Genomic DNA, 22,803 nt, shown 5'->3' with positions numbered 1-22,803 from the left:
CGGAGTCACTGAAGATTAAGCCGCTGATTTTCGCCAAACAATCCGATAATCGACTGAGTGTTCGTTTATCGAACAGATTGTTATCAACCTATCGTTCCGTCACTGATCGTTCCCACGCTCTGCGTGGGAATGCAGCCCGGGACGCTCCGCGTCCTTCCGGAGCCGAGCGCGAAGCAACCTCTGAAGCCAGTTCGACGAGGGAACGATCCTGCAATGAAACTCAGGTCGCGTCCGCGTGACTGACCAGGCCCTTGATCACCACCGCTGCCGTGGCCAGCCCGGCCGGAATCACCAGCGCCGTCAGCACCTGCTCAAAATTCCAGCCCAACCCCAGCAGGGTCGCGCCCATCCACGCCCCGAGAATCGCGCCAAACCGGCCGATCCCGAGCATCCACGACACACCGGTCGCCCGGCCCTGCGTCGGATAAAACCGCGCCGCCAGCGACGGCATCGCCGATTGCGCACCGTTGACGCACATGCCCGCCACCAGCACCAGCGTCGCCAGCAGCGTGATGTTGCCCAGGCTCTGCCCCACGGCGTAGGCAAACACCCCGGCCAGCAGGTAGAAAATGCCGATGACCTTGTGCGGATTGAACCGGTCCATCGCCCAGCCTACGCCGACCGCGCTCAACACCCCGCCGAACTGGAACAACGCGCCGATAAACGCCGCCTGCTCCATGCTCGCGCCGCTGTCGCGCATCAGGGTCGGCAGCCAACTGGTCAGCAGGTACACGATGACCAAGCCCATGAAATAGGTCAGCCACAGCAGCAACGTGCCGACGCTGTAGGTGCCCGAGAAAATCACCGCAAACACGTTGCGCGCTTTGACGGTTTTCTGTTCCGGCACGCTGAAACTCGCGGCCTGCGCGACGATGGCAGGATCAATGGGTGCGAGGGTCTTGCGCACCTTGTCGGTGCCGCGATTGCGCACCACCAGATAACGCGCCGACTCCGGCAGCCAGAGCAGCAGCACCACGGTGAGGATCAGCGGCAGGATCCCGCCGATCAGCAACAGGCTGTGCCAGCCGAATGCCGGGATCAGCTTGGCCGAGATGAATCCGCCTCCGGCCATGCCGAGGTTGAAGCCGCAGAACATGCTGGTCACCAGCAGCGACTTTTTACGCTCGGGGGTGTATTCCGACAGCAGCGTGGTGGCGTTCGGCATGCCGGCGCCAAGCCCCAGACCGGTCAGGAAACGCAGCACCAGCAGTTGATCAACATTGGTGGCGTAGGCCGACGCCAGACTGAAAGCACCGAACAGAAACACCGCGCCGACGAGTACGACTTTTCGCCCGAAGCGGTCAGCCAACGGCCCGGAGCCCAACGCGCCGAAGACCATACCGATGAGCGCGGCGCTCATCACCGGGCCGAGGCTGGCGCGGTCGATGCCCCAGTCCTGGGACAGGGCCGGCGCAATAAAACCCATGGCCGCGGTGTCGAGGCCATCGAGGAACACAATCAGGAAACACAGAATCACCACTCGCCATTGATAGCGCGAGATCGGTTGGGCATTGATGAAGGACTGCACATCGAGGCAGTGACCTACAGCGGACTGAGGCTGGTTCATTATTTTTATTCCACGCAAGAAAACGCAGTCGAACGGCGGCCGGCCAGAGAGCGGCACGGTCACAACTATATAAGGAAGAAATCAGGCGTTGCGCTAATACCGGCAAAAGGAACGGGAGCGGCGACAGTCGGGGAACGTGCGCATGGGAAGTTGCCTCTTGTCATTATTATGAGAGTCGACAATCCGGCGGGCTCATTCACATTCGCGCCGGATGACGCTGCCGCGACATTAATGATCCGGGGGTTTTAGCGTCAATTCGATAAACGCAACTCTGTGCGTTTATCGAACAGCTTCATCAGGCAAACAATTGCGCACTGAGGTCGCGGCTGGCGCTCAACAGACCCGGCAGAAAGCGCTGCTCCAGCTCGGTGCGGCTGACGCGACCGGCGTGGGTGCTGACGTTGAGCGCGGCCACTACCTGGCCGGAAGCGTCGTAGACCGGCACGGCAATCGAACGCAGGCCCTGCTCCAGTTCCTGATCGACGATGCACCAGCCCTGCTGCCGCACTTCCTGCAGGCATTCGAGCAAGGCGTCACGGGTGTGAATCGTGCGGCTGGTCTTGGCCACCAATTCGGCGTGGTCGAGGTATTCGCGCAGCGAGGTGTCGTCCAGCGCCGCCAGCAGAATCCGCCCCATGGACGTGCAGTACGCCGGCAAACGCCCGCCCACCGAGAGGTCCACCGAAATCAGACGCTGAGTGGTGGCCGAACGGGCGATGTAGAGAATGTCGTCGCCTTCCAGCGTGGCCATGTTGCAGGCCTCGTGCAGTTGCTCGCTCATGCGGTCGAGGTACGGCTGGGCCGAGACCGCCAGCGGCGTCGAAGACAGATAGGCGTGACCGAGAGTCAGCACTTTGGGCAGAAGCGAATAAGTGCGCCCGTCGGTGGTGGCGTAGCCGAGCTTGATCAGCGTGTGCAGGCAACGGCGCACGGCGGCGCGGGGAATTTCCGTGCGATGGCTGATCTGGGCGATGGTCAGGTGGCGCTTGCGCTCCTGAAACGCCTGCACCACCGCCAGGCCGCGGGCCAAGGAGGTCATGAAATCCGGATCACCGGTCAGGGCCTGGATACGCTTGGCCGGCGAAGCGACGATCGGCGGCGCTACCGAGGTGAAGGAATTGCGCATTTGATCGTTCATGTCAGGTCCTTTTTTTCTTGTTCGGGTCAACGGCTATACAAGCGGCTCGCTGGCGGATACACAAGCGACAGACCGCCAACACCGGGCGATTATCGAACCGTCGACCGATAATCGCAATCGCCCTCGTCTCCTCGTTAAGGCAGTGCGGAACGGATTTGAACTTGGAACGCCGGTGCGGTTTAAGCGCCTTAGTTGTCCGACTAAATGGCGCCAGAAATCAAACACTGCGCAACGACGATGCAACTATTGATGAAAGTTGCACGTCACAAAACAATCACACATTCAGAACCGTTTTTAACTTGGCAAAGATAGGCAATCCCGATTCGGCCGCTATAATGCACCTTAGTGACACCGCGCTTTTATTTGCCGACGGTGCCACCCGCTGGCGCGATGTCCATCGCTGCCGGCCCCGGCCAGCGCCTGATGCTCATTATTCATGCACCGCCAGCGCGCTCGCTGAAACAGGAAACTGATGCTGCGTCAGTTTTAATCTGGTGCCGTAGCCGCCTGCAACATGGAAGTCCTGACCGTCTTCGCGACAACACCGCTGCCTGTCCGGGCGAGCGCTTGTTGGTGAACCGGTTAAATGATTCGTTGCAGTGCGTTCACCAGACGTTTATCTCAACTCATACAGGTAGCACTGTGACGAAAGACGAACTGCGCGCGGAACTTGAGCGCCAGGAACAACGTTACAAGGAAGTTTACGGCGGGGAAGTCACCACCTACGCCGCCCAGCCCGAACCAGAACGCAAAGCCTGGCGAAAACGCCCTACCGTTCAGGATCAGGTCTTCCAGCAAGAACTGAAAAAAATGGAAGAGGAACTCAAAGCCGAAGAGCCGTGATGCCTTCCTTTGAGACTTTCAAGGGTAAGCGTACTCACCGGGTTACAAGCACGGTGGACTGACGATGCCTTGCGCGCCCGCTACCCGCGGGCAGCGGCCAACTCCCCTGTAGTGCACAGGTCTGGAGCATGTCAGACGCGTTTCTCAGATATTTCATACAAGTTTCAGCCCCCTCCCGACAACCGGCCAATCCGCCGGCGTCTCGCATTTTTATCAATGGAATCAACACCTTGCAAAACCCTGTAAAAAGCTTGGGTAATGCACCTTGATACAAATTAATTTGGCGAAGACGCTTACCGATGAGCAGGTAGGGGATCGATTTCCAGTCTTTTCTGGCATAATCGCGCCCCCTTATGACCGGGTCAGAAAACCTTCATGATCGATTTATTCAGCGGACTGGATGCCTGGGTGCTTGTGAGCCTCCTGCTCGCCCTGACATTTGTCCTCGCCTTCGAGTTCATCAATGGATTTCATGACACCGCTAACGCGGTAGCCACTGTTATCTACACCAAAGCGATGCCGCCTCACCTGGCGGTGTTCTTCTCGGGCGTGTTCAACTTCCTCGGCGTACTGCTGGGCGGCGTTGGCGTGGCGTATGCCATCGTGCACCTGCTGCCGGTAGAACTGTTGATCAACGTGAACACCGGCCATGGTCTGGCAATGGTGTTCTCGCTGCTCGCCGCCGCGATCGCCTGGAACCTGGGCACCTGGTACTTCGGTATCCCGGCCTCCAGTTCGCACACGCTGATCGGTTCGATCCTCGGTGTCGGCCTGGCCAACGCCCTGATCAACGAAATTCCACTGGCTGACGGCGTCAACTGGCAGAAAGCGATCGATATCGGCGCCTCGCTGGTGTTCTCGCCGATGGCCGGCTTCCTGATCGCCGCGCTGGTGCTGATCGGCCTGAAATGGTGGCGACCGCTGTCGAAGATGCACAAGACGCCGGAACAGCGCCGCAAGATCGACGACAAGAAGCACCCACCGTTCTGGAACCGCCTGGTCCTGGTAATCTCGGCCATGGCCGTGAGCTTCGTGCACGGTTCCAACGACGGCCAGAAAGGTATCGGCCTGATCATGCTGGTACTGATCGGTATCGTGCCTGCGCAGTTCGTACTCGACCTGAACAGCACCACTTACCAGATCGAACGCACTCGCGACGCGACCCTGCACCTGAGCCAGTTCTACAAGCGCAACGCCGACACCCTGGGCGAATTCCTGGCCCTGGGTAAAAGCGTGGAAGGCGACCTGCCGGAAAAATTCCGTTGCAACCCGCAACAGACCGAACCGACCATCGCCGCCCTGCTCGACACCCTAAAAGGTGTGGCGGACTACCACTCGCTGTCCGCTGAAAGCCGCATCGAAGTGCGTCGCTACCTGCTCTGCCTGGACGACACCGCGAAGAAAGTCAGCAAACTGCCAGGCCTGGCGCCGCGTGAAAAAGCCGACCTGGACAAACTGCGCAAAGACCTGACCACCACCACCGAATACGCCCCGTTCTGGGTGATTCTGGCGGTCGCCCTGGCCTTGGGCCTGGGCACCATGGTCGGCTGGAAACGCGTGGTACTGACCATCGGCGAGAAGATCGGCAAACAAGGCATGACCTACTCGCAAGGCATGTCGGCCCAGATCACCACCGCCAGCCTGATCGGCCTGGCCAACATCTTCAGCCTGCCGGTGTCCACCACCCACGTCCTCTCCTCGGGCGTGGCCGGCACCATGGTCGCCAACAAAAGCGGCCTGCAAGGCGGCACAGTGAAAACCATCCTGCTGGCCTGGATCCTGACCCTGCCAGCCACCGTGGCCCTGTCGGCCGGCCTGTTCTGGCTGGCGTCGAAGGCGCTGGGTAGCTGATAGATCGCTGCAGTGAAGAAGGCGTGATTCGAAAGGATCACGCCTTTTTTGTTGGGCGCGGTAAAGAGGGGCTGAAGATCAAGAGCGCCCTCACCCTAACCCTCCCGAAACGTCGGACCGCCCGTAGGGAGAGGGGACTGACCGAGTTGTTTGGGAGAGGTACGCCGACGTGAGATACCGAGGTGTACTCAGGTCTTAAAAAGCAAACATCTAAAGCCTGCCTTTGCCTTGGCTTCCCACCACTCAACACGATGAGCGTTAGCTCGAGTACAGCTTTTGACGTGCCAGCCCCATCGGAAGGCTGAGTGGAGGGATTTATCCGGGGGTGGGAGCGCAGCGACCGTGCGGCGAAGCCGCATGCATCGAGAGGAGGTGCAGCGAAGCAAACCGTAGGCGATGCCCCCGGATGAATCCCGGAACGAAGGAACGCCGAGCCAAAGCGAGGCGCCGAACGCAGGGGCCAAGCCTTTTGCTTACTTTTTGGCGTTTGAAAAAGTGAGCCGCTGTAAGAGCGGAACCGCCAGCCGCACCCCCCGGAGAAATGGATATTCACCCAAAAACCCAAGAGCATGGTCGGCCCAAAGGCCGCCAAGACACAAAAAAAAGGGCAACCGAAGTTGCCCAAAATGCCTTGCGTGCTCATCAAACCCGGAAGAATCAAGGCTTCTTGCGCTTGTTCGCATCCTTCCAGATAAAAAATCCAAACCCTGCAAAAAACAGAACCATCAGCCCCACAGTCAGGACCCCGGCAAACACCACGTTATCGAAAAACATGACTGGCCTCCTGGCCCCTGCTCTGCTGCGATGGAACTAAGTTAACCAATCAGGCAGGCGCAGGAATTGACCGGGATCAATGCCGGTCACCATGGGGAGGAAAGGAAGGGAAATAACTGACCTGCATCAACGGATGCAGGGGAGATCAACGCTTTTTCGGTTTGTTTTTCGGCTTTTTCTTCGGCTTACCCAAAGGCATGGCCTGCTCGAAAGCCTGGCGAACTTCATTCAGGCGCTTCTCGTTGAGGTCATGAACCCGCTTGGCGCGTTCGGTGTTGAGGTCAATCAGCTTGTCGTCTTGGCTCATGGCGTTCGGTGCATCGCTTGGACTGAATCACAACTGCCGGATCACCGACAGGACTGCGCCAATAATGCGGCCTGACGCAGGCGCTGACCAGCCACTGACCTAAACGCTCTACAACAATTCATGTACCGCCCACCGGATTTGCCCGCACAATCGGCGCCTCGCCCTGAACCCGAAGGATCTGCGCCGTGCCCCTGCATCAGGATCTGCCACCGCTGATGGCCTTGCGCGCCTTTGAGGCCGTGGCCCGCCATTTGAGTTTCATCAAGGCTGCCGATGAGCTGTCGGTGACCCAAAGCGCGATCAGCCATCAGGTGCACAAACTCGAAAAATTCCTCGATCAGCGACTGTTCGTGCGCCGCACCCGGGCGATCGATCTGACACCTGCCGGCGAACAGTATTACCGGCAAATCCAGCCGGCCCTCGCCGCAATTGCCGCCGCCACCCACGACCTGCGCGGCGAACGCCCCACCACCCTGCGCATCGGTCTGCTCGCCTCTTTCGCAACTCTGTGGCTGGCACCGCGTCTGGCAGACTTCAACGCGAAATACCCGAACATCCATGTCGAACTGCTGCCCGCCGTGCAACTGGCCGACGTCGATGCCGGCGAGGTGGATCTGGCGATCCGCTACGGCAAGGGCGGCTGGCCGAAAGTCCAGGCCCGCCGGTTCATGGCTGAAACCCTGACGCCAGTCTGCAGCCCGGCCTTCAAGGCCAAAGGCGTGAACAACGGGCCCTTGCTGATGGCCAAGTCGCACCAGCCGTTCGAATGGATCGACTGGCAGCAACACAGCGGCATCGATCTGGCTCATGTGCCCGGCGTCATGCTGCACGACTACAACATCGTCGTCGAAGCGGCCGTCGCCGGTCAGGGCATTGCCATGGGTCGCCAGCGAATGATCGAACGGCGGATCAAGGAAGGCGCGCTGGTGCCGGCCTTCGACACGCCGCCGATGCTCGGCGAGATCGGTTATTGGCTGGTCACCCCGCAACGCCCGCCCACATCGGCGGCGCACAGTTTCTGCCAGTGGTTGGAGGAAACCGCGAACGCATGAGTTTTTTGGATGCGTCGGATTAAATCTATCCGTTTGTCGCCCTTCGCTCTCACCAACATGCTGAAGCCCTCACTCAGGAGGACTTCCCATGACCGATTCCCTCAGCCAACGCGTGCAACAACTCGGCCTGCGCCTGCCCGAACCGAGCCAGCCGATCGCCAATTACGTCAACCATGTGGTCAGTCAGAATCAGTTGTTCATCTCCGGGCAGATTCCATTGCTCGACGGCAAACCTGCGTTCATCGGGCGACTGGGCGAAGCGATCTCCGACGAAGAAGGGGCCAACGCCGCTGAACTGGCTGCCCTGGGCCTGCTCGCCCAGTTGAGCCATGCACTGGGCGATGACCTGTCGAAACTGGTGCGCATCCTGCGCCTCGGAGTTTTCGTGGCCGCCACACCGGAATTCAAAGCTCAGGGCTTTGTCGCCAACGGCGCGTCGAACCTGCTGGTCAACGCCCTCGGCGACAAGGGCCGGCACGTGCGCACCGCAGTCGGCGTGTCGAGTCTGCCGGCCGGCGTCGCGGTGGAAATCGACGCGATCTTCGAGCTCAAGCCGTGAACCTCGACGACCTCTCGCGCCTGCGCGCCGCCACGCCCGGCTGCGCTCAGGTGATCCACTTCAACCACGCCGGCGCCTCGTTGCCGAGCCAAGCCACCCTCGATGCAGTGATCGAACAGTTGCAACACGAAGCACTCGGCGGGCCGATGGAAGCGGCAGACAACCGGGTACAGGCACGCGCGCGCAACGCGGCCGCCGCCCTGCTCAACGCCCAGCCCGAGGACATTGCCTTCGCCAGCAGCGGCTCGGCAGCCTGGAGTCAGGCGTTCAACGCACTGGGGCCGTGGCAGCTCGGCGAGCGGATTCTGGTGGGTCGCCATGAATGGGCCGGCAACCTGGCGTGCATGGCCGAAGCGGTGAAGGCCGGCGCGCGGCTCGAAGTGATTCCTTGTGACGCCCACGGCGCGGTCGACCCGCAAGCCCTGGCGCAGATGATCGACGGCCAGGTACGCCTGATCGCCCTGACCTGGCTGCCGGCCAACGGTGGCCTGATCAACCCCGCCGCGCAGATCGGCAGCGTGGCGCGGCGCCACGGCATTCCTTATTTCATCGACGCCGGTCAGGCGCTGGGGCAGTTGCCCTGCGATGTTCAGGCCTTACAGTGCGATGTGCTCAAGGGTGCGGGTCGCAAGTTCCTGCGCGGGCCGCGCGGCACGGCGCTGATGTACATCCGGCCGCATTTTTTGCAACGGCTGCTCCCCGTGCAACGCGATGTGTTGTCGGCGCCATGGGACGGCAAGCGCTTTACCCTGCGCGACGACGCGCGCCGCTTTGAAACCAGTGAAGTGTCACTGGCGCTGCTGGCCGGGCTGGCCAATGCACTGGAGGAGTACAACCGCCTCGGCGCGATCCCCGTCCGCCAGCGCATCGAACAATTGAGCAACGGATTGCGCCAACGCCTGAAGGCGATTCCCGGCCTGACGCTGCGGGATCTCGGAGCGGCCAATCAACGATCCGGGCTGATCGCCTTCACGCTTGAAGGCTGGGACAGCGTGGCGCTCAAGCAGACGTTGGCCGAACGGCGAATCAACATCGGCGCCAATGGCGTGGCCTACACGCCGCTGGACATGCAGGCGCGCAGGCTGACGAATATTGCGCGGGTGGCGGTGAGCTACTTGAACACGCAAGAAGAGATCGACGTGTTGCTGGAAAACCTGACGGAACTGGCCGCCCGGCCTCAGATTTCGATATCGACCCAAAGCCCCTGACGCGGCTGATCCTCCATCAACGGCGCCACCGGCACGGTGTTGTCGGCATTCAGTTCGGTGCCGGGCACGGCGAGGTGCGCTTCGGGGTCGTCGTCGGCTTCACGGCGCCGGCGATCACGTTCCTGCTGGCGGCGCTGCTCTTCGCGCAGCAGATAGCCGTCCTCTTCCGGGTCGCGTTTTTGCAGGTCGATGGTGCTTTCGTTGGAGCTTTCCTGCACCGGCACCACAGGGGGAATATCCGGTCGCTGGCGGATCGGATCCTGCTGGGAGGTGATCGGCACGGCGCTCAGGGGGAGCATCGGTGGCAGCATATGAGGGTCTCCTGTCAGCAGGTTATCGGCGGCGCCAGGGGTGCCTTGAGCCATCGGTCGCAAACTTGTGACCGGTTTGGCACTCAAGGGTGCCGCAACATCCCGTAAAACCGATGCATGACCTAATCTTCCCTGCAATTGGCCGATTGCGGTTAAAAGCCGGGCCGAGGCTCCTTATCCTTTGGCCTCGGGCCCTCATTCCGTTAAGATAGCCCGCTTTTTCAAGGTGGGAGTCAGGCAGCATGGCGCAGCAGTATCAACCGGGGCAACGCTGGATCAGTGACAGCGAAGCAGAGCTTGGTTTAGGCACCGTTCTGGCACAGGACGGCCGCTTGTTGACCGTGCTTTACCCGGCCACTGGCGAGACTCGCCAGTACGCGCTACGGAATGCGCCCCTCACCCGCGTGCGGTTCTCGCCCGGCGACTCGATCACTCACTTCGAAGGCTGGAAGATGACTGTCCAGCAAGTCGACGACGTCGACGGCCTGATGGTCTATCACGGCCTCAACGCGCAAAACGAAGCGGTCACCCTGCCGGAAACCCAGCTGTCGAACTTCATTCAGTTCCGTCTGGCCAGCGACCGTCTGTTCGCCGGCCAGATCGACCCGCTGGCCTGGTTCTCCCTGCGCTATCACACCCTGGAACACACCAGCCGCCAGTTGCAGTCTTCGCTCTGGGGCCTGGGCGGCGTGCGCGCACAACCGATCGCCCACCAGTTGCACATTGCCCGTGAAGTAGCCGACCGCATCGCGCCGCGCGTATTGCTGGCGGACGAAGTGGGTCTGGGCAAGACCATCGAAGCCGGTCTCGTGATCCATCGCCAGCTGCTGTCGGGCCGCGCCAACCGCGTGCTGATCCTCGTACCGGAAAACCTCCAGCACCAATGGCTGGTGGAAATGCGCCGCCGTTTCAACCTGCAGGTCGCGCTGTTCGACGAAGAACGCTTCATCGAAAGCGATGCCACCAATCCGTTCGAAGACACCCAGCTGGCCCTCGTGGCGCTGGAGTGGCTGGTCGACGATGAAAAGGCCCAGGACGCCCTGTTCGCTGCCGGTTGGGACCTGATGGTGGTCGACGAAGCCCACCACCTGGTCTGGCACGAAGACAAAGTCAGCCCGGAATACTCGCTGGTTGAACAGCTGGCCGAAGTCATTCCCGGCGTGCTGCTGCTCACCGCCACCCCCGAACAACTCGGTCAGGACAGCCACTTCGCCCGCCTGCGCCTGCTCGACCCGAACCGTTTCCATGACCTGGCCGCCTTCCGCGCCGAGAGCGAAAACTATCGCCCGGTGGCCGAAGCCGTTCAGGAGCTGCTGGACAAGGGTCGCCTGTCGCCGGCCGCGCACAAGACCATCCACGGTTTCCTCGGCAATGAAGGTGAAGCCCTGCTCACCGCCGTCAACGATGGCGACACCGAAGCCAGCGCCCGCCTCGTGCGTGAACTGCTCGACCGCCACGGCACCGGCCGTGTGCTGTTCCGTAACACCCGCGCCGCCGTGCAGGGTTTCCCGGAGCGCAAACTGCACCCGTACCCGCTGCCGTGCCCGGACGAATACCTCGAACTGCCCCTGGGCGAACACGCCGAGCTGTACCCGGAAGTCAGCTTCCAGGCCCAGCCGGACGCCAGCGAAGAAGAACGCTGGTGGAAATTCGACCCGCGCGTCGAGTGGCTGATCGACCAGCTGAAAATGCTCAAGCGCACCAAAGTGCTGGTGATCTGCGCCCACGCCGAAACCGCGATGGACCTGGAAGACGCCCTGCGCGTGCGCTCCGGCATCCCGGCCACGGTGTTCCACGAAGGCATGAACATCCTCGAGCGTGACCGCGCCGCCGCCTACTTCGCCGACGAAGAGTTCGGCGCGCAGGTGCTGATCTGCTCGGAAATCGGCAGTGAAGGTCGCAACTTCCAGTTCGCCCACCATCTGGTGCTGTTCGATCTGCCGTCGCACCCGGACCTGCTGGAGCAGCGGATCGGTCGTCTCGACCGGATCGGCCAGAAGCACATCATCGAACTGCACGTGCCGTACCTGGAAACCAGCCCGCAAGAGCGCCTGTTCCAGTGGTACCACGAAGCCCTGAACGCGTTCCTTAACACCTGCCCGACCGGCAACGCCTTGCAGCATCAGTTCGGCCCGCGCCTGCTGCCGCTGCTCGAAGAAGCCGACGACGGCGAGTGGCAAGCGCTGATCGACGAGGCGCGCACCGAGCGCGAACGTCTGGAAGCCGAGCTGCACACCGGTCGCGACCGTCTGCTGGAGCTCAACTCCGGCGGCGCCGGCGAAGGTGAGGCGCTGGTCGAGGCCATCCTCGAACAGGACGATCAGTTCGCCCTGCCGATCTACATGGAAACCCTGTTCGACGCGTTCGGCATCGACAGCGAAGACCATTCGGAAAACGCCCTGATCCTCAAACCGAGCGAGAAGATGCTCGACGCCAGCTTCCCGCTGGGCGACGACGAAGGCGTGACCATCACCTACGACCGCAACCAGGCGCTGTCGCGCGAGGACATGCAGTTCATCACCTGGGAACACCCGATGGTGCAGGGCGGCATGGATCTGGTGCTGTCCGGGTCGATGGGCAACACCGCCGTCGCGCTGATCAAGAACAAGGCGCTCAAGCCAGGCACGGTGCTGCTGGAATTGCTCTACGTCAGCGAAGTGGTTGCCCCGCGTTCGCTGCAACTGGGCCGTTACCTGCCGCCGGCCGCCCTGCGCTGCCTGCTCGATGCCAACGGCAACGACCTGTCGTCGCGCGTGGCGTTCGAAACCCTGAACGATCAACTGGAAAGCGTGCCGCGCGCCAGCGCCAACAAGTTCATCCAGGCCCAGCGCGATCAGCTGACGCCACGGATCAACGCCGGTGAAGACAAGGTCACCCCGCGCCACGCCGAGCGCGTGGCCGAGGCCCGCCGCCGTCTGGCAGCCGACACCGACGAAGAACTTGCACGCCTGACCGCATTGCAGGCGGTCAACCCGACTGTACGCGACAGCGAACTGGACGCACTGCGCAAGCAGCGCGAACAAGGTCTGGCGATGCTCGACAAGGCAGCACTGCGACTGGAAGCGATCCGGGTGCTGGTGGCGGGCTAAACCGCCCTGCTCCATCGCCAAAAACGAAAAGGCCCGCAGCGATGCGGGCCTTTTTGTTTGCCTGTCCCCCCGCCGATCGTTCCCACGCTCCGCGTGGGAATGCCTCAAGGGACGCTCCGCGTTCCAGCTCTCGAATGGGACGCAGAGCGTCCCGGGCTGCGTTCCCACGCGGAGCGTGGGAACGATCAGGCGATGCAGGTCATCAAGCGGTAACGGCCTGACTCTGCGGCTCAACCACCGCCACCAGCCCCTCCTTCATCCGCTTCGCATCCCGCACAAAACAGCGTGCCGCGAGGAACAGGAACACCATGGTCAGGAACAACGCCACCGGGATCAGGTACATCGCATCATGCAGGCCGACGGCCTTGAACGCCTCGGTCATCTGCTCGGCGCCTGCCGAGACCATCGCCGATTTCGCGAAGTGATCCGACAAACCGCCGACCACCACCGGCCCCAGACCGCCACCGAGCAAATACAACCCGGCAAAGAACAGCGCCATCGCCGTGGCTCGCAGGCGTGGTTCGACCACGTCTTGAATCGCCGTGTACACACAGGTGTAGAAGTTGTAGGCGAACAGCCAGCCGACGCTGAACACCGCGACAAACACCCCGATCTCGATGCGCCCGGCATGCAGCGCCCACGCCGTACAAAGGGTGGAGATGATCAGACTGAACGCGGCAAACAGCAGTCGGCCGTTGGCCACCCGCTGGTGAATCTTGTCGGCGATCCAGCCGCCGAGGGTCAGGCCGATCAACCCGGTTACACCGACGATCACCCCGGTCGCCACTGCCGCTTCCTGCAACGGCATCAGGAAGTAACGCTGGAGCATCGGCACCAGAAAAGAATTGCAGGCGTAGGTCGCAAAGTTGAAGCACAGCCCGGCCATCACCAGCCACAGGAAGGTCGGCACGGCGAGAATCCGGCGGATCGGCTTGTCGACTTTCTCCTGCGACACCTGCACGGTTTCCGCCGCGCCACGTTTGGGTTCCTTGATGAAGAACATGAACACCGCCAGCAGCAGCCCCGGTACGGCGGCGATGAAGAACGGCGCGCGCCAGCTGTCGAACGCCTTGACCATCCAGCCGATGGTGAAGAAGGCCAGCAGCAGCCCCAACGGCAGGCCGAGCATGAAAATGCCCATGGCCCGGGCCCGGCGGTGAGCGGGGAACAGGTCGCCGATCAGCGAGTTGGCGGCGGGTGCGTAACTCGCTTCACCGATGCCGATGCCCATGCGCACCAGCAGGAAACTCCAGAAACTGCCGACCAGACCGTTGACCGCCGTCAGCGCGCTCCAGGTCGCCAGGCCCCAGCCCATCAGCTTGCTGCGCGAACCGGTGTCGGCCATGCGCCCCAGCGGCAGGCCGGCAATGGCATAAACGATGGTGAACGCAGTGCCGACAATCCCCAGCTGAAAGTCGCTGAGGTGCCATTCCATGCGGATCGGTTCGATGATGATCGCCGGGATGGTGCGATCGAAGAAGTTGAACAGGTTGGCGAGGAACAGCAGGAACAGAATGCGCCAGGCATTCGCCGCTTGGGTCGAGTTCTGCATGGGTCCGTCTCTTTATTGTTATTAGGGCTTCACTGCCAACGCATCCGAGCCCGGAACCTGCAATCTAGTCACGCTCGTCGGGGCTGTCTGTGATCATTCGTCAGCCTGATGACGGGCCATGGCCGTGTAACGAAACGTAAGCCCTTGAAATGCTTCGAATCCCCCTAAAACCGGGGGTTTTGCGGAAAAATTCGGCAATGAAAAAATACTTTCTCGCCCCCCTTCCCAACGCCGTGGCAAAGCCTAGAATGGCCGCCGGATCCGTCCGGATCCTGCCGATCAATCCCTTTGATACCCCCGCCCATGTCCGAAGTCAGTCCGTGTCTGAATTGCGGTGCCTGCTGTTCCCATTTTCGTGTTTCTTTTTTCTGGGGTGAATGTGCATCCTCCGGCGGGACCGTACCCGATGAACTGGTCACCCAGATCACGCCCAGCCGGGTCGCGATGATCGGCACCGACCGCAAGGCACCGCGCTGCACTGCGTTGGAGGGCGAAGTCGGAAAGTCGGTGGCTTGCACGATCTACGACAAGCGTTCCAGCCCCTGCCGCGAGTTCGAAGCGTCGTGGGAAAACGGCGAACAGAACACCGACTGCGACAAGGCGCGTGCCCGTTTCGGCCTGCCGCCGCTGCAACCGCACTGGAACGAAGTCGCCTGAGTTCAGGCGTTTCAACGCTTAGCGCCAAACGCTATGACGCTCATGCCAAAATCATTAGCGCCAATGTGCCACTACCGCTTGCACGCCAAAAACCGCCTCTATACTGCAAACATTCGCCTGCGTTGATGACGCAGTAAGGACGTACTCAGAGACGGGGCATGCTATGGAGTGGCTTGGTTTGCAATTTGTTGCCGAGCAGCCGGAGAGCGGGCAGGTCATCCTCAATTGCACTCACAATCCCCTGTTGGTGCTGGTGGCTTACCTGGTCGCCTGCGCCGCGAGTTTCGCCACCCTAGACATGGCCGAGCGGGTCGTCCACGCTGAAGAGCCCGGTTCGCAACGCCTGTGGCGCTGGATCGGCGCAACCTGCCTGGCCGGCGGCATCTGGGCCATGCACTTCATCAGCATGCTGGCGTTTCAGGCGCCGATCGACATCCAGTACGACCTGCCCGTGACCCTGTTTTCCCTGGTGATCGCGTTACTGGCGTCCTGGCTGGCCATGCACACCCTCAGCCATCCACAGCCGAGCCTGCTGCAATACCTCAAGACCGCTATCGTCATCGGCCTGGGCATCGCCGGCATGCACTACGTCGGCATGGCCGCCATCGAATCCGCCGCCACGGCTTACTACGAGCCCATCCTGTTCGTGTCATCGATCGTGATCGCCATCGGCGCCAGCTTCGCCGCGCTGTGGGTGGCCGGTTATTTGCGCGAAGGCAGCGGCCTGCACATCCAGATGCTCAAGTACGTGGCGGCGCTGATTCTCGGTGCGGGCATCCTCAGCATGCATTTCACCGGCATGGCGGCGCTGCAACTGGTGCTGCCCGAGGGGCAATCGCCGACATTGGCGTCGCAAACCAGTCACCTGCAACTGGGCCTGACTGTTGCGCTGATCACATTGCTGATTCTCGGCAGCGCCATCAGCGCCGCATTGGCCGACAAGAAGCTGCAGAACAAGGAGCACGATCTGCGCCGGGTCAACGCCCTGCTCAGCCAGCTCGATCAGGCGCGCATGTCGCTGCAACACGTGGCCAATTACGACGCCCTGACCAATCTGATCAACCGGCGCGGCTTCAATCAGATCTTCGCTGAAAAACTCAGCCAGAAATCCAGCGAAGGCGGGATGCTCGCGGTGATGTTTCTCGACATCGACCACTTCAAACGCATCAACGACAGCCTCGGCCATGACGCCGGCGACGAACTGCTCAAGGTTATCGCCCAGCACATCAAGGGTTCGGTGCGCAGCCATGAAGACGTGGTCGCGCGGTTCGGCGGCGACGAGTTCTGCATCCTCATCGGTCTGCGCGACCGCGAGGAAGCGCGCAACCTGGCCCAGCGCATCATGCTCAAGATGAAAGAGCCGATTGAACTCGCCGGACGACGCATGGTGATGACCACCAGCATCGGCATCAGCCTGTTTCCCGAAGACGGGTCCACCTGCGATGAACTGCTCAAGCATGCGGATCTGGCGCTGTACCAGTCCAAGGGCGCCGGGCGCAACGGCGTACACTTCTTCGATTCCAACCTGAAGAATCGCGCCAGCCTCGAACTGCAACTGGAAGAGGAACTGCGCCATGCCCTGCGTCAGGAGAACGGTCTGCTGCTGTATTACCAGCCGATCTTCGAACTCAAGACCGGCAAGGTCACCAAGCTCGAAGCGCTGATCCGCTGGCAGCACCCGGTGCACGGCCTGCTCACCCCGGATCGATTCATCGCCATCGCCGAAAACAACGGGCTGATTGCCGAGCTCGACAACTGGGTTCTGCGCAAGGCTTGTGAAGACCTCGGTGAACTGTCGCGCCATGGTTGCGAAGACTTGAAGATCGCCTGGAACTGCTCACCGCTGAATCTGGCCCGGGAGGAACTGGCCAATGAAATCGAGCACGCCTTGCGCAGCGCGGGGGTCGCCCCGGAACGGCTGGAACTGGAAGTCACCGAAAACGCCTTGATGGGCAACATCGCCAACACGCTGGTGTTATTGCGGCAGATCCGCGCCCTCGGCGTGTCACTGTCGATCGACGACTTCGGCACCGGCTATTCGTCGCTGGCTTATCTCAAGCGCCTGCCGCTCAACACCCTGAAGGTCGACCGCTCGTTCATCCTCGATATTCCCAAGGCCAGCGCCGACATGGAGATCGTCCAGGCGATCATCGTCATGGCGCATACCCTGCACTTGCAGGTGGTCACCGAAGGCGTCGAAAGCCTGGAGCAATACGAATTCCTGGAGCGCTCGGGCTGCGACTTCATTCAGGGTTACCTGCTCAGCCGCCCGGTGCCACTGGCCGAACTGCGCCCGGTGCTGGAGGAAATCAACCAGCGCAAACACGCGCACACGGTCAATCCGCTGAGTCTGGCGCGCGGTACATTTGCACCAGTGTCGCTGGATCCTTCTGCAAAAAGCCTTGTGCCCCATGCAGGCGCATCAGTTGTGCGGCCAATCCGCTGATCGGCGTGGCCGAGCCGGTTTCCCGGGAAAACTTCACTGCGGTATCCAGATCCTTGAGCAGCGTGCGCACGTGCCACTTCACCGGCTCGAAACGGCTTTCGGCCATTTGCGGGGCGAGGATCTGCAACGGTTTGGAATCGGCAAAACCACCTGCCAGCGCTTCGGCAATCAGACCGGCATCGACCCCGGCCTGCTCGGCCAGCGCCACCACTTCGGCGATCACCAAAGCGTTGCAGGCGACGATCATCTGATTGCAGGCCTTGGTCACCTGACCGGCGCCGACGCCACCCATGTGCGTAACGCGCTGGCCAAGGGCGAGCAACACCGGGCGTACGCGATCAAGATCCGCTGCATCACCGCCGACCATGATCGCCAGACTTCCGGCTTCGGCCCCGACAACACCGCCAGAGACGGGCGAGTCGAGCCAGGCCATGCCTGTCTTGTCGGCCAGCTCGGCCGCCATTTCACGGGTAGCCGTCGGTTCGAGGCTGGAAAAATCCACCAGCAACTGACCGGGTTTCGCCCCTTCAGCCACGCCGGCCGGGCCGAACACCACCTCGCGCACCACCGCTGTGTCCGCCAGGCACAGCATCACCACGTCAGCCTGTTCACAGAGTTCAGCGGGAGTCGCCACCTGCCGGGCGCCGGCCTCGACCAGCGGCGCGCACTTGGCCGGGTTGCGGTTCCACACGGTCAGCGGGTAACCGGCGGCCAGCAGACGGCGGCACATCGGCAGGCCCATCAGGCCGATTCCGGCAAACCCCAACGAAGGTCGCGTTGACATCATTTAGCCTCCTTTTGATTAAAGATCGCCGAATAATGGCCGATCCATCATCAATCAGGAAAGGATTCCCCCGCGCGGCACTCAGGCAAAGTCCCTGACGCACGGGCAAAGCACGCGCAGAAAAAAGACGCGAGATTCCCATTCCGTGAGGCTCGACGACAGCGGTCGTTGATCCAACCAGTCCAGGTATATGGCGCACAATGACTTCTAAAAACAATCCGGCCACTGCGGTATCCGATCTGACTCTGAGCCCTGCGGCGAACAGCCCTGCCCCGATGAAGCCATTGCCACCTTCGCGCCCGCTGGGCACCCAGCAATACCTGTACTTCACCGAAACCAACACCGACCGCATCCTCGACAACCTCGATGGCCTGCGTGACCTGGTGTTCCCGCGCCCGCCGCACCTGGAAGGCGACAACGAACAGCACAACGATCAGGAATTCCCGTCGGTGTGCCTGATCGGCCTCGGTCGCTGCGGCTCCAACATCGCCCTCGACGTGGCGGAGCTGGTGTACAACGCGCGCAAGTTCTACCTCAACGAATTCAACAACGAAGATCGCGCGGCTGACCGTCGCCTGGCCTCCGACAAAGGCTACAGCCCGGCCCAATGGATCAAGCAGAACCTGCGGATCGGCCCGAACAAGTCGACCAAACCGGTGTTCCTCGTGGAACCGCTGGTGATGCTCGGCGATCTCGACAAGGACATTGCCGGGCGTATCCGTTTCTCGCGCAAGGGCGAAAAAAGCGGTTTCCTGCGCGACTACAGCAAGATGAAGATCATGGACTTGTCGGAAGTCCACGCCGGTGGCGCCGGTAACGCGCCGATCCTCGGCCAGTACCTGGCGAAGATCATCCTGAACAAGGACACCCAGCGTTTCTCCAGCCCTGACTGGAAAATGATCCACTCGTACCTGATCGACAGCTGCGGCATCAAGGCCAACCAGTCGCGCCTGTATTTCTCGATCTTCAGTGCCGGCGGCGGTACCGGTTCGGGCATGGCCTCTGAATTCGGCCTGGCCCAGCAGCACTCGTACATGAACAAGACGTTCGACACCAAGCCGATGGACGAGCATGACGGCAAGAGCGGTCATTCCTTCGTGTTCGAACCGATCTTCACCAGCGGCATCTGCGTGCTGCCGAACATTTCCGACCACCGCAGCGAAATGTCCGAGGCGCTGCACATCAACGCCGGCCGGCTGCTGTGCAAATACCTCTCGGAAGAATGGGATTTCTCGTACAACTTCGCCAACGAAGACAGCAGCGAAGCCAGCGTCATGGGCCGTATCCGCCCATGGAACGCAATGATGCTGATCTCCAACGACATCATGCGTTATGCCGAAGAGAGCGATGACGGCAACATCCAGAACATTGATGTCAATGCGATGGAGAAGCACGCCAACCAGTACATTTCGCAGCAGATCTTCAACATTCTGACGGCCCAGGCCGTCACGACCGACTACGACCAGAACTATTTCCGTCGCGCCGGCATCGACATCGGCGAGACCATTCGCCTGGACGCCAACGACCTGTTCATGAGTCTGGCCGGCCCGGTGGCGATTGCCTATGCAGAATCGGTAGTGCCGGAAACCCCGCCGCCGAGCAGCGACAAGTTCAAGGTGTTCGACAAAGAGCCGCAGCGCCTGAACATCGACGACCTGTTCTTCCGCTCGATCGACCTGCCGCACTTCAACAAGGTGACCCAGGCCATCGAAGGCATCAGCCTGCTGCCGATCGAATCCAAGCGTTATCGTGCGTCGCTGGAGCAATACAAGAACTCCGGCTACGACGCGGCTGCGCTGCACGACCTGCACTTCTTCAAGAACTGCTCGTCGGTGGTCTCGATCGTTTCGCTGCCAAAAGACTACAAGCTGTCGTACATGGACCTGAACCGGTTGAAGACCCACCTCAACAGCCTGTTCCCCAACACCACGCTCAAGCGCTACGCGCTGGTGATCGGCGCCTCGGCCAACCTGTCGCTGACCACCCTGATCGCCAAGAGCCCGTGCCTGTCGGACGACTTCCTGACGCTGATCGTGGCATTCATCAAGCGTTGCTTCGCCAAGACCCCGTACCGTTTCGACGAGACCCTGGACAACTCGATCCTCGATTTCATCATTCAGGAAGAGTTCGACGAAGACCGCATCGACGACCTGCTCAACGAATTCGAAAACCCGGCGAAGATCCTCGATACCAACTGGTACGCGATCAAGCCGATGTACGAGAAGAAGTACCGCGAGTTGATCAACGACAAAGAGAAGTTTGTCTCGATCAATGACATTCGCCTGTCGCGCGATTGCGTGAAAAAGTCGATCAAGTACCTGCGCGAGATCTACCGTCACCGGATCGGCAAGACCAAGGTTATTTCCCTCAATAACCATACCGGCAAGTCTTATTCTGTCTGATCCGGGACCGGGTCGCCCTCATCGCTGGCAAGCCAGCGATGAGGCCCTGAAATTCACTGAAAATTTCAGCCTTTCCAACATCCCGAAACAATTAAGCAGCCGTTAGGCTGCTTACTAAACTGTGCCCGTTACGTTTACGTCACCGTTATGCCACCCCCGCCTGTGGCATTTCTCTACGGCAACGTGCCATCACGCTACTCCGCTACACACTTTTTGCCGGCCGGCACTCGCACCAACAAGGTGCAACCCGTCAGGCCGCTGCCCTTTCCTGGACCAGGATCCACGGCCGGACCACCACCGCCCACATCTCGGGATCGCGCTCGAAAATATCCAGCGCCCGCGTTTCAGACAGCTTGGCGACCTTGTCTTCGGCCAGCCAGGCAGCGACTTTCTCGCCCTGATCCGACGCCACGGCCTCGGCGACCGCGATCAAATCCAGGCTGGCGTCGACCCACAATAGGGCACCTTGGGCGTAGAAGCGCTCCAGCTCTTTCCAGGCAATAGATGCGGTTTCACCAAGCAGCTTGGCATAGAGGGTGCTAGGTTCTTGATTCATGGGACTGTCCGGAAAAGAAATCGGCGCGAATGATAACGTCGGTGGTCCGGCAGAAAAACCCGGTTGCAAAAGGCCGTACCGAACGAAAAGAGCAGGAACGCCAAGGAATGCTGATGATTGGGGTATAAGCCCTCTGAACGTCCCGCCGCAATTCTGTCTTTTTCTTTCATTTAAGCGACACCCTCAGGTTTTGCCCCCTGGCGCCAGCTTCCCAGGCCAACAACCGGCGCTCTACACTGTACCGGTACAGTTGCCGGGGGCTTTTCCGGAGGGTATCGCCTAGATATCTGTCCCGGTTCTGCTGCTACGGCGTCAGGACTCTAAAAAAATACAACAGTAAGAGTGGAGCACTATGACTAAGGCTACTAAGCAGATTTCCAAACTGTTTGCCGCTATGGTTCTGGCCGGGGTTGCCAGCCATTCGTTCGCAGCTGACACCATCAAGATCGGTATCGCCGGCCCTAAAACCGGTCCAGTAGCCCAGTACGGCGACATGCAGTTCAGTGGCGCGAAAATGGCCATCGAACAGATCAACGCCAAAGGCGGCGTCGACGGCAAGAAGCTCGAAGCCGTTGAATACGATGACGCTTGCGATCCGAAACAAGCGGTAGCGGTTGCGAACAAGGTCGTCAACGACGGCGTCAAGTTCGTGGTCGGTCACCTGTGCTCCAGCTCCACCCAGCCTGCTTCGGACATCTACGAAGACGAAGGCGTGATCATGATCACCCCGGCTGCCACCAGCCCGGACATCACCGCTCGTGGTTACAAAATGATCTTCCGTACCATCGGTCTGGACAGCGCCCAGGGCCCTGCCGCCGGTAACTACATCGCCGATCACGTGAAGCCGAAAATCGTCGGCGTGCTGCACGACAAGCAGCAGTACGGTGAAGGCATCGCCACCGCCGTCAAATCCACTCTCGAGAAGAAAGGCACCAAGGTTGCCGTGTTCGAAGGCATCAACGCCGGCGACAAAGACTTCTCCGCGATCATCGCCAAGCTCAAGCAAGCCAACGTCGACTTCGTCTACTACGGCGGCTACCACCCGGAGCTGGGTCTGATCCTGCGTCAAGCCCAGGAAAAAGGCCTGAAAGCCAAGTTCATGGGTCCGGAAGGCGTGGGTAACGACTCGATCACCCAGATCGCCAAGAGCGCTGCCGAAGGCCTGCTGGTGACCCTGCCGAAATCCTTCGACCAGGATCCGGCCAACGTGGCCCTGGCCGATGCATTCAAGGCCAAGAAAGAAGACCCGAGCGGTCCGTTCGTGTTCCCGTCCTACTCGGCAGTTGAAGTAATTGCCGAAGGTATCAAGGCTGCCAAGTCCGAAGATGCTGCCAAGGTGGCTGAAGCCATCCACAAAGGCACCTTCAAGACGCCTACCGGTGACCTGAGCTTCGACGACAAGGGCGACCTGAAGGACTTCAAATTCGTGGTTTACGAATGGCACGAAGGCAAACCTAAAACCGAAGTGTCGCCTCAGTAAGGCCCTGCCTGACTGACTGCCAATAAAGCCCACGGCGTGCCGTGGGCTTTGTTTTACGAATGTATTGGGCCGCGCTGGCGTGATCCGCCAGTCTCCCCACCTGAAAATCTCAAAACCGTCATCAGCGGTTCGCTGGCAAAACCCGGATTCGAAGTGGATAAAGATCCACGGGACCGGGCGGGAAAATGACTCCACCAGTGAAATGCGTATCAGGTTTTTAGGAGCGC

Annotated in this window: 18 protein-coding genes; 10 read left to right on the top strand and 8 right to left on the bottom strand. The window is 60.8% G+C overall.

Going from position 1 to position 22,803, the window contains the following annotated elements; translation table 11 throughout:
* Positions 1-220: 220 nt before the first annotated feature.
* Both CAF74_RS25795 and pcaR read right to left on the bottom strand, forming a co-directional pair.
* Positions 221-1,567 (bottom strand): MFS transporter, encoded by a 1,347-nt coding sequence (locus CAF74_RS25795; protein ID WP_011332817.1) that lies wholly within the window; start codon positions 1,565-1,567, stop codon positions 221-223.
* A 295-nt stretch (positions 1,568-1,862) separates the two neighbouring features.
* A complete protein-coding gene (gene pcaR / locus CAF74_RS25790; RefSeq protein WP_085748201.1) occupies positions 1,863-2,705 on the bottom strand; it encodes a pca regulon transcriptional regulator PcaR in 843 nt (280 codons plus the stop codon).
* A gap of 642 nt (positions 2,706-3,347) precedes the next feature.
* Between pcaR and CAF74_RS25785 the strand changes: the two genes are divergently transcribed.
* Both CAF74_RS25785 and CAF74_RS25780 read left to right on the top strand, forming a co-directional pair.
* On the top strand, positions 3,348-3,548 hold the full coding sequence (locus CAF74_RS25785; RefSeq protein WP_007957826.1) for a hypothetical protein: 201 nt from the start codon (positions 3,348-3,350) through the stop codon (positions 3,546-3,548).
* 375 nt (positions 3,549-3,923) lie between these two features.
* Positions 3,924-5,399 carry an inorganic phosphate transporter gene (locus CAF74_RS25780; RefSeq protein WP_085748200.1) on the top strand — a complete coding sequence of 492 codons (1,476 nt, stop codon included), beginning with the start codon at positions 3,924-3,926 and terminating at the stop codon, positions 5,397-5,399.
* Positions 5,400-6,056: 657 nt separating this feature from the next.
* Here CAF74_RS25780 and ccoM read toward each other — a convergent pair.
* Positions 6,057-6,173, bottom strand: coding sequence for a cytochrome c oxidase subunit CcoM (gene ccoM, locus CAF74_RS29495; RefSeq protein WP_007959205.1), 117 nt, complete (start codon positions 6,171-6,173; stop codon positions 6,057-6,059).
* A gap of 145 nt (positions 6,174-6,318) precedes the next feature.
* Complete coding sequence (locus tag CAF74_RS29290; protein ID WP_007959203.1) at positions 6,319-6,480, bottom strand: hypothetical protein; 162 nt, start codon at positions 6,478-6,480, stop codon at positions 6,319-6,321.
* Positions 6,481-6,665: 185 nt separating this feature from the next.
* On the opposite strand from CAF74_RS29290, the gene CAF74_RS25775 reads away from it, so the two are divergent.
* The 3 genes from CAF74_RS25775 to CAF74_RS25765 all read left to right on the top strand — a co-directional run bounded on the left by CAF74_RS25775 (position 6,666) and on the right by CAF74_RS25765 (position 9,299).
* On the top strand, positions 6,666-7,532 hold the full coding sequence (locus CAF74_RS25775; protein WP_085748199.1) for a LysR substrate-binding domain-containing protein: 867 nt from the start codon (positions 6,666-6,668) through the stop codon (positions 7,530-7,532).
* 88 nt (positions 7,533-7,620) lie between these two features.
* Complete coding sequence (locus tag CAF74_RS25770) at positions 7,621-8,091, top strand: RidA family protein (protein WP_085748198.1); 471 nt, start codon at positions 7,621-7,623, stop codon at positions 8,089-8,091.
* On the top strand, positions 8,088-9,299 hold the full coding sequence (locus tag CAF74_RS25765) for an aminotransferase class V-fold PLP-dependent enzyme (RefSeq protein WP_085748197.1): 1,212 nt from the start codon (positions 8,088-8,090) through the stop codon (positions 9,297-9,299). The genes CAF74_RS25770 and CAF74_RS25765 overlap by 4 nt, the downstream gene beginning before the upstream one ends.
* On the opposite strand, the gene CAF74_RS25760 is transcribed toward CAF74_RS25765, so the two are convergent.
* Positions 9,269-9,610 carry a hypothetical protein gene (locus tag CAF74_RS25760; RefSeq protein WP_007959194.1) on the bottom strand — a complete coding sequence of 114 codons (342 nt, stop codon included), beginning with the start codon at positions 9,608-9,610 and terminating at the stop codon, positions 9,269-9,271. The two genes, CAF74_RS25765 and CAF74_RS25760, sit on opposite strands and share 31 nt — an antisense overlap.
* A 242-nt stretch (positions 9,611-9,852) precedes the next feature.
* On the opposite strand from CAF74_RS25760, the gene rapA reads away from it, so the two are divergent.
* Entirely contained in the window at positions 9,853-12,699 is a 2,847-nt protein-coding gene (rapA, locus tag CAF74_RS25755) for an RNA polymerase-associated protein RapA (RefSeq protein ID WP_085748196.1), read from the top strand.
* A 202-nt stretch (positions 12,700-12,901) separates the two neighbouring features.
* Here rapA and CAF74_RS25750 read toward each other — a convergent pair whose 3' ends face one another.
* Positions 12,902-14,251, bottom strand: a complete 1,350-nt coding sequence (locus CAF74_RS25750; protein ID WP_085748195.1) for an MFS transporter — start codon at positions 14,249-14,251, stop codon at positions 12,902-12,904.
* A 303-nt stretch (positions 14,252-14,554) separates the two neighbouring features.
* Here CAF74_RS25750 and CAF74_RS25745 point away from each other — a divergent pair, with 303 nt between their 5' ends.
* The gene (locus CAF74_RS25745; RefSeq protein WP_007959180.1) at positions 14,555-14,908 is read left to right on the top strand and encodes a YkgJ family cysteine cluster protein; all 354 of its coding nucleotides are present in this window, start codon (positions 14,555-14,557) and stop codon (positions 14,906-14,908) included.
* Positions 14,909-15,071: 163 nt separating this feature from the next.
* Positions 15,072-17,354, top strand: coding sequence for a bifunctional diguanylate cyclase/phosphodiesterase (locus tag CAF74_RS25740; protein WP_085748194.1), 2,283 nt, complete (start codon positions 15,072-15,074; stop codon positions 17,352-17,354).
* Here the strand turns inward: CAF74_RS25740 and CAF74_RS25735 are convergent.
* Complete coding sequence (locus CAF74_RS25735; protein WP_176240511.1) at positions 17,245-18,141, bottom strand: NAD(P)-dependent oxidoreductase; 897 nt, start codon at positions 18,139-18,141, stop codon at positions 17,245-17,247. The two genes, CAF74_RS25740 and CAF74_RS25735, sit on opposite strands and share 110 nt — an antisense overlap.
* A gap of 197 nt (positions 18,142-18,338) precedes the next feature.
* Between CAF74_RS25735 and CAF74_RS25730 the strand changes: the two genes are divergently transcribed.
* Positions 18,339-20,540 (top strand): hypothetical protein, encoded by a 2,202-nt coding sequence (locus CAF74_RS25730; protein WP_011332804.1) that lies wholly within the window; start codon positions 18,339-18,341, stop codon positions 20,538-20,540.
* 250 nt (positions 20,541-20,790) lie between these two features.
* Here the strand turns inward: CAF74_RS25730 and CAF74_RS25725 are convergent, their stop codons facing one another.
* On the bottom strand, positions 20,791-21,096 hold the full coding sequence (locus CAF74_RS25725; protein ID WP_085748193.1) for a DUF2288 domain-containing protein: 306 nt from the start codon (positions 21,094-21,096) through the stop codon (positions 20,791-20,793).
* A 352-nt stretch (positions 21,097-21,448) separates the two neighbouring features.
* Between CAF74_RS25725 and CAF74_RS25715 the strand changes: the two genes are divergently transcribed.
* Complete coding sequence (locus CAF74_RS25715; protein WP_085605380.1) at positions 21,449-22,576, top strand: branched-chain amino acid ABC transporter substrate-binding protein; 1,128 nt, start codon at positions 21,449-21,451, stop codon at positions 22,574-22,576.
* The last annotated feature ends 227 nt before the right edge of the window (positions 22,577-22,803 follow it).

The organism is Pseudomonas sp. R45(2017) (assembly GCF_002112305.1).
GTDB classification, from domain to species: domain Bacteria; phylum Pseudomonadota; class Gammaproteobacteria; order Pseudomonadales; family Pseudomonadaceae; genus Aquipseudomonas; species Aquipseudomonas paraglycinae.
Note: the sequence above shows the minus strand (reverse complement) of the source record. Positions and strands in the feature narration are given on the sequence as shown.

Bases quoted from the DNA above. Each gene is read 5' to 3' on its own strand.
- CAF74_RS25770 (WP_085748198.1), top strand. From the start codon at position 7,621: ATGACCGATTCCCTCAGCCAACGCGTGCAACAACTCGGCCTGCGCCTG.
- CAF74_RS25735 (WP_176240511.1), bottom strand. From the start codon at position 18,141: ATGATGTCAACGCGACCTTCGTTGGGGTTTGCCGGAATCGGCCTGATG.
- CAF74_RS25760 (WP_007959194.1), bottom strand. From the start codon at position 9,610: ATGCTGCCACCGATGCTCCCCCTGAGCGCCGTGCCGATCACCTCCCAG.
- ccoM (WP_007959205.1), bottom strand. From the start codon at position 6,173: ATGTTTTTCGATAACGTGGTGTTTGCCGGGGTCCTGACTGTGGGGCTG.
- CAF74_RS25795 (WP_011332817.1), bottom strand. From the start codon at position 1,567: ATGAACCAGCCTCAGTCCGCTGTAGGTCACTGCCTCGATGTGCAGTCC.
- CAF74_RS25745 (WP_007959180.1), top strand. From the start codon at position 14,555: ATGTCCGAAGTCAGTCCGTGTCTGAATTGCGGTGCCTGCTGTTCCCAT.
- CAF74_RS25750 (WP_085748195.1), bottom strand. From the start codon at position 14,251: ATGCAGAACTCGACCCAAGCGGCGAATGCCTGGCGCATTCTGTTCCTG.
- rapA (WP_085748196.1), top strand. From the start codon at position 9,853: ATGGCGCAGCAGTATCAACCGGGGCAACGCTGGATCAGTGACAGCGAA.
- CAF74_RS25730 (WP_011332804.1), top strand. From the start codon at position 18,339: ATGACTTCTAAAAACAATCCGGCCACTGCGGTATCCGATCTGACTCTG.
- CAF74_RS29290 (WP_007959203.1), bottom strand. From the start codon at position 6,480: ATGAGCCAAGACGACAAGCTGATTGACCTCAACACCGAACGCGCCAAG.
- pcaR (WP_085748201.1), bottom strand. From the start codon at position 2,705: ATGAACGATCAAATGCGCAATTCCTTCACCTCGGTAGCGCCGCCGATC.
- CAF74_RS25740 (WP_085748194.1), top strand. From the start codon at position 15,072: ATGGAGTGGCTTGGTTTGCAATTTGTTGCCGAGCAGCCGGAGAGCGGG.
- CAF74_RS25715 (WP_085605380.1), top strand. From the start codon at position 21,449: ATGACTAAGGCTACTAAGCAGATTTCCAAACTGTTTGCCGCTATGGTT.
- CAF74_RS25725 (WP_085748193.1), bottom strand. From the start codon at position 21,096: ATGAATCAAGAACCTAGCACCCTCTATGCCAAGCTGCTTGGTGAAACC.
- CAF74_RS25780 (WP_085748200.1), top strand. From the start codon at position 3,924: ATGATCGATTTATTCAGCGGACTGGATGCCTGGGTGCTTGTGAGCCTC.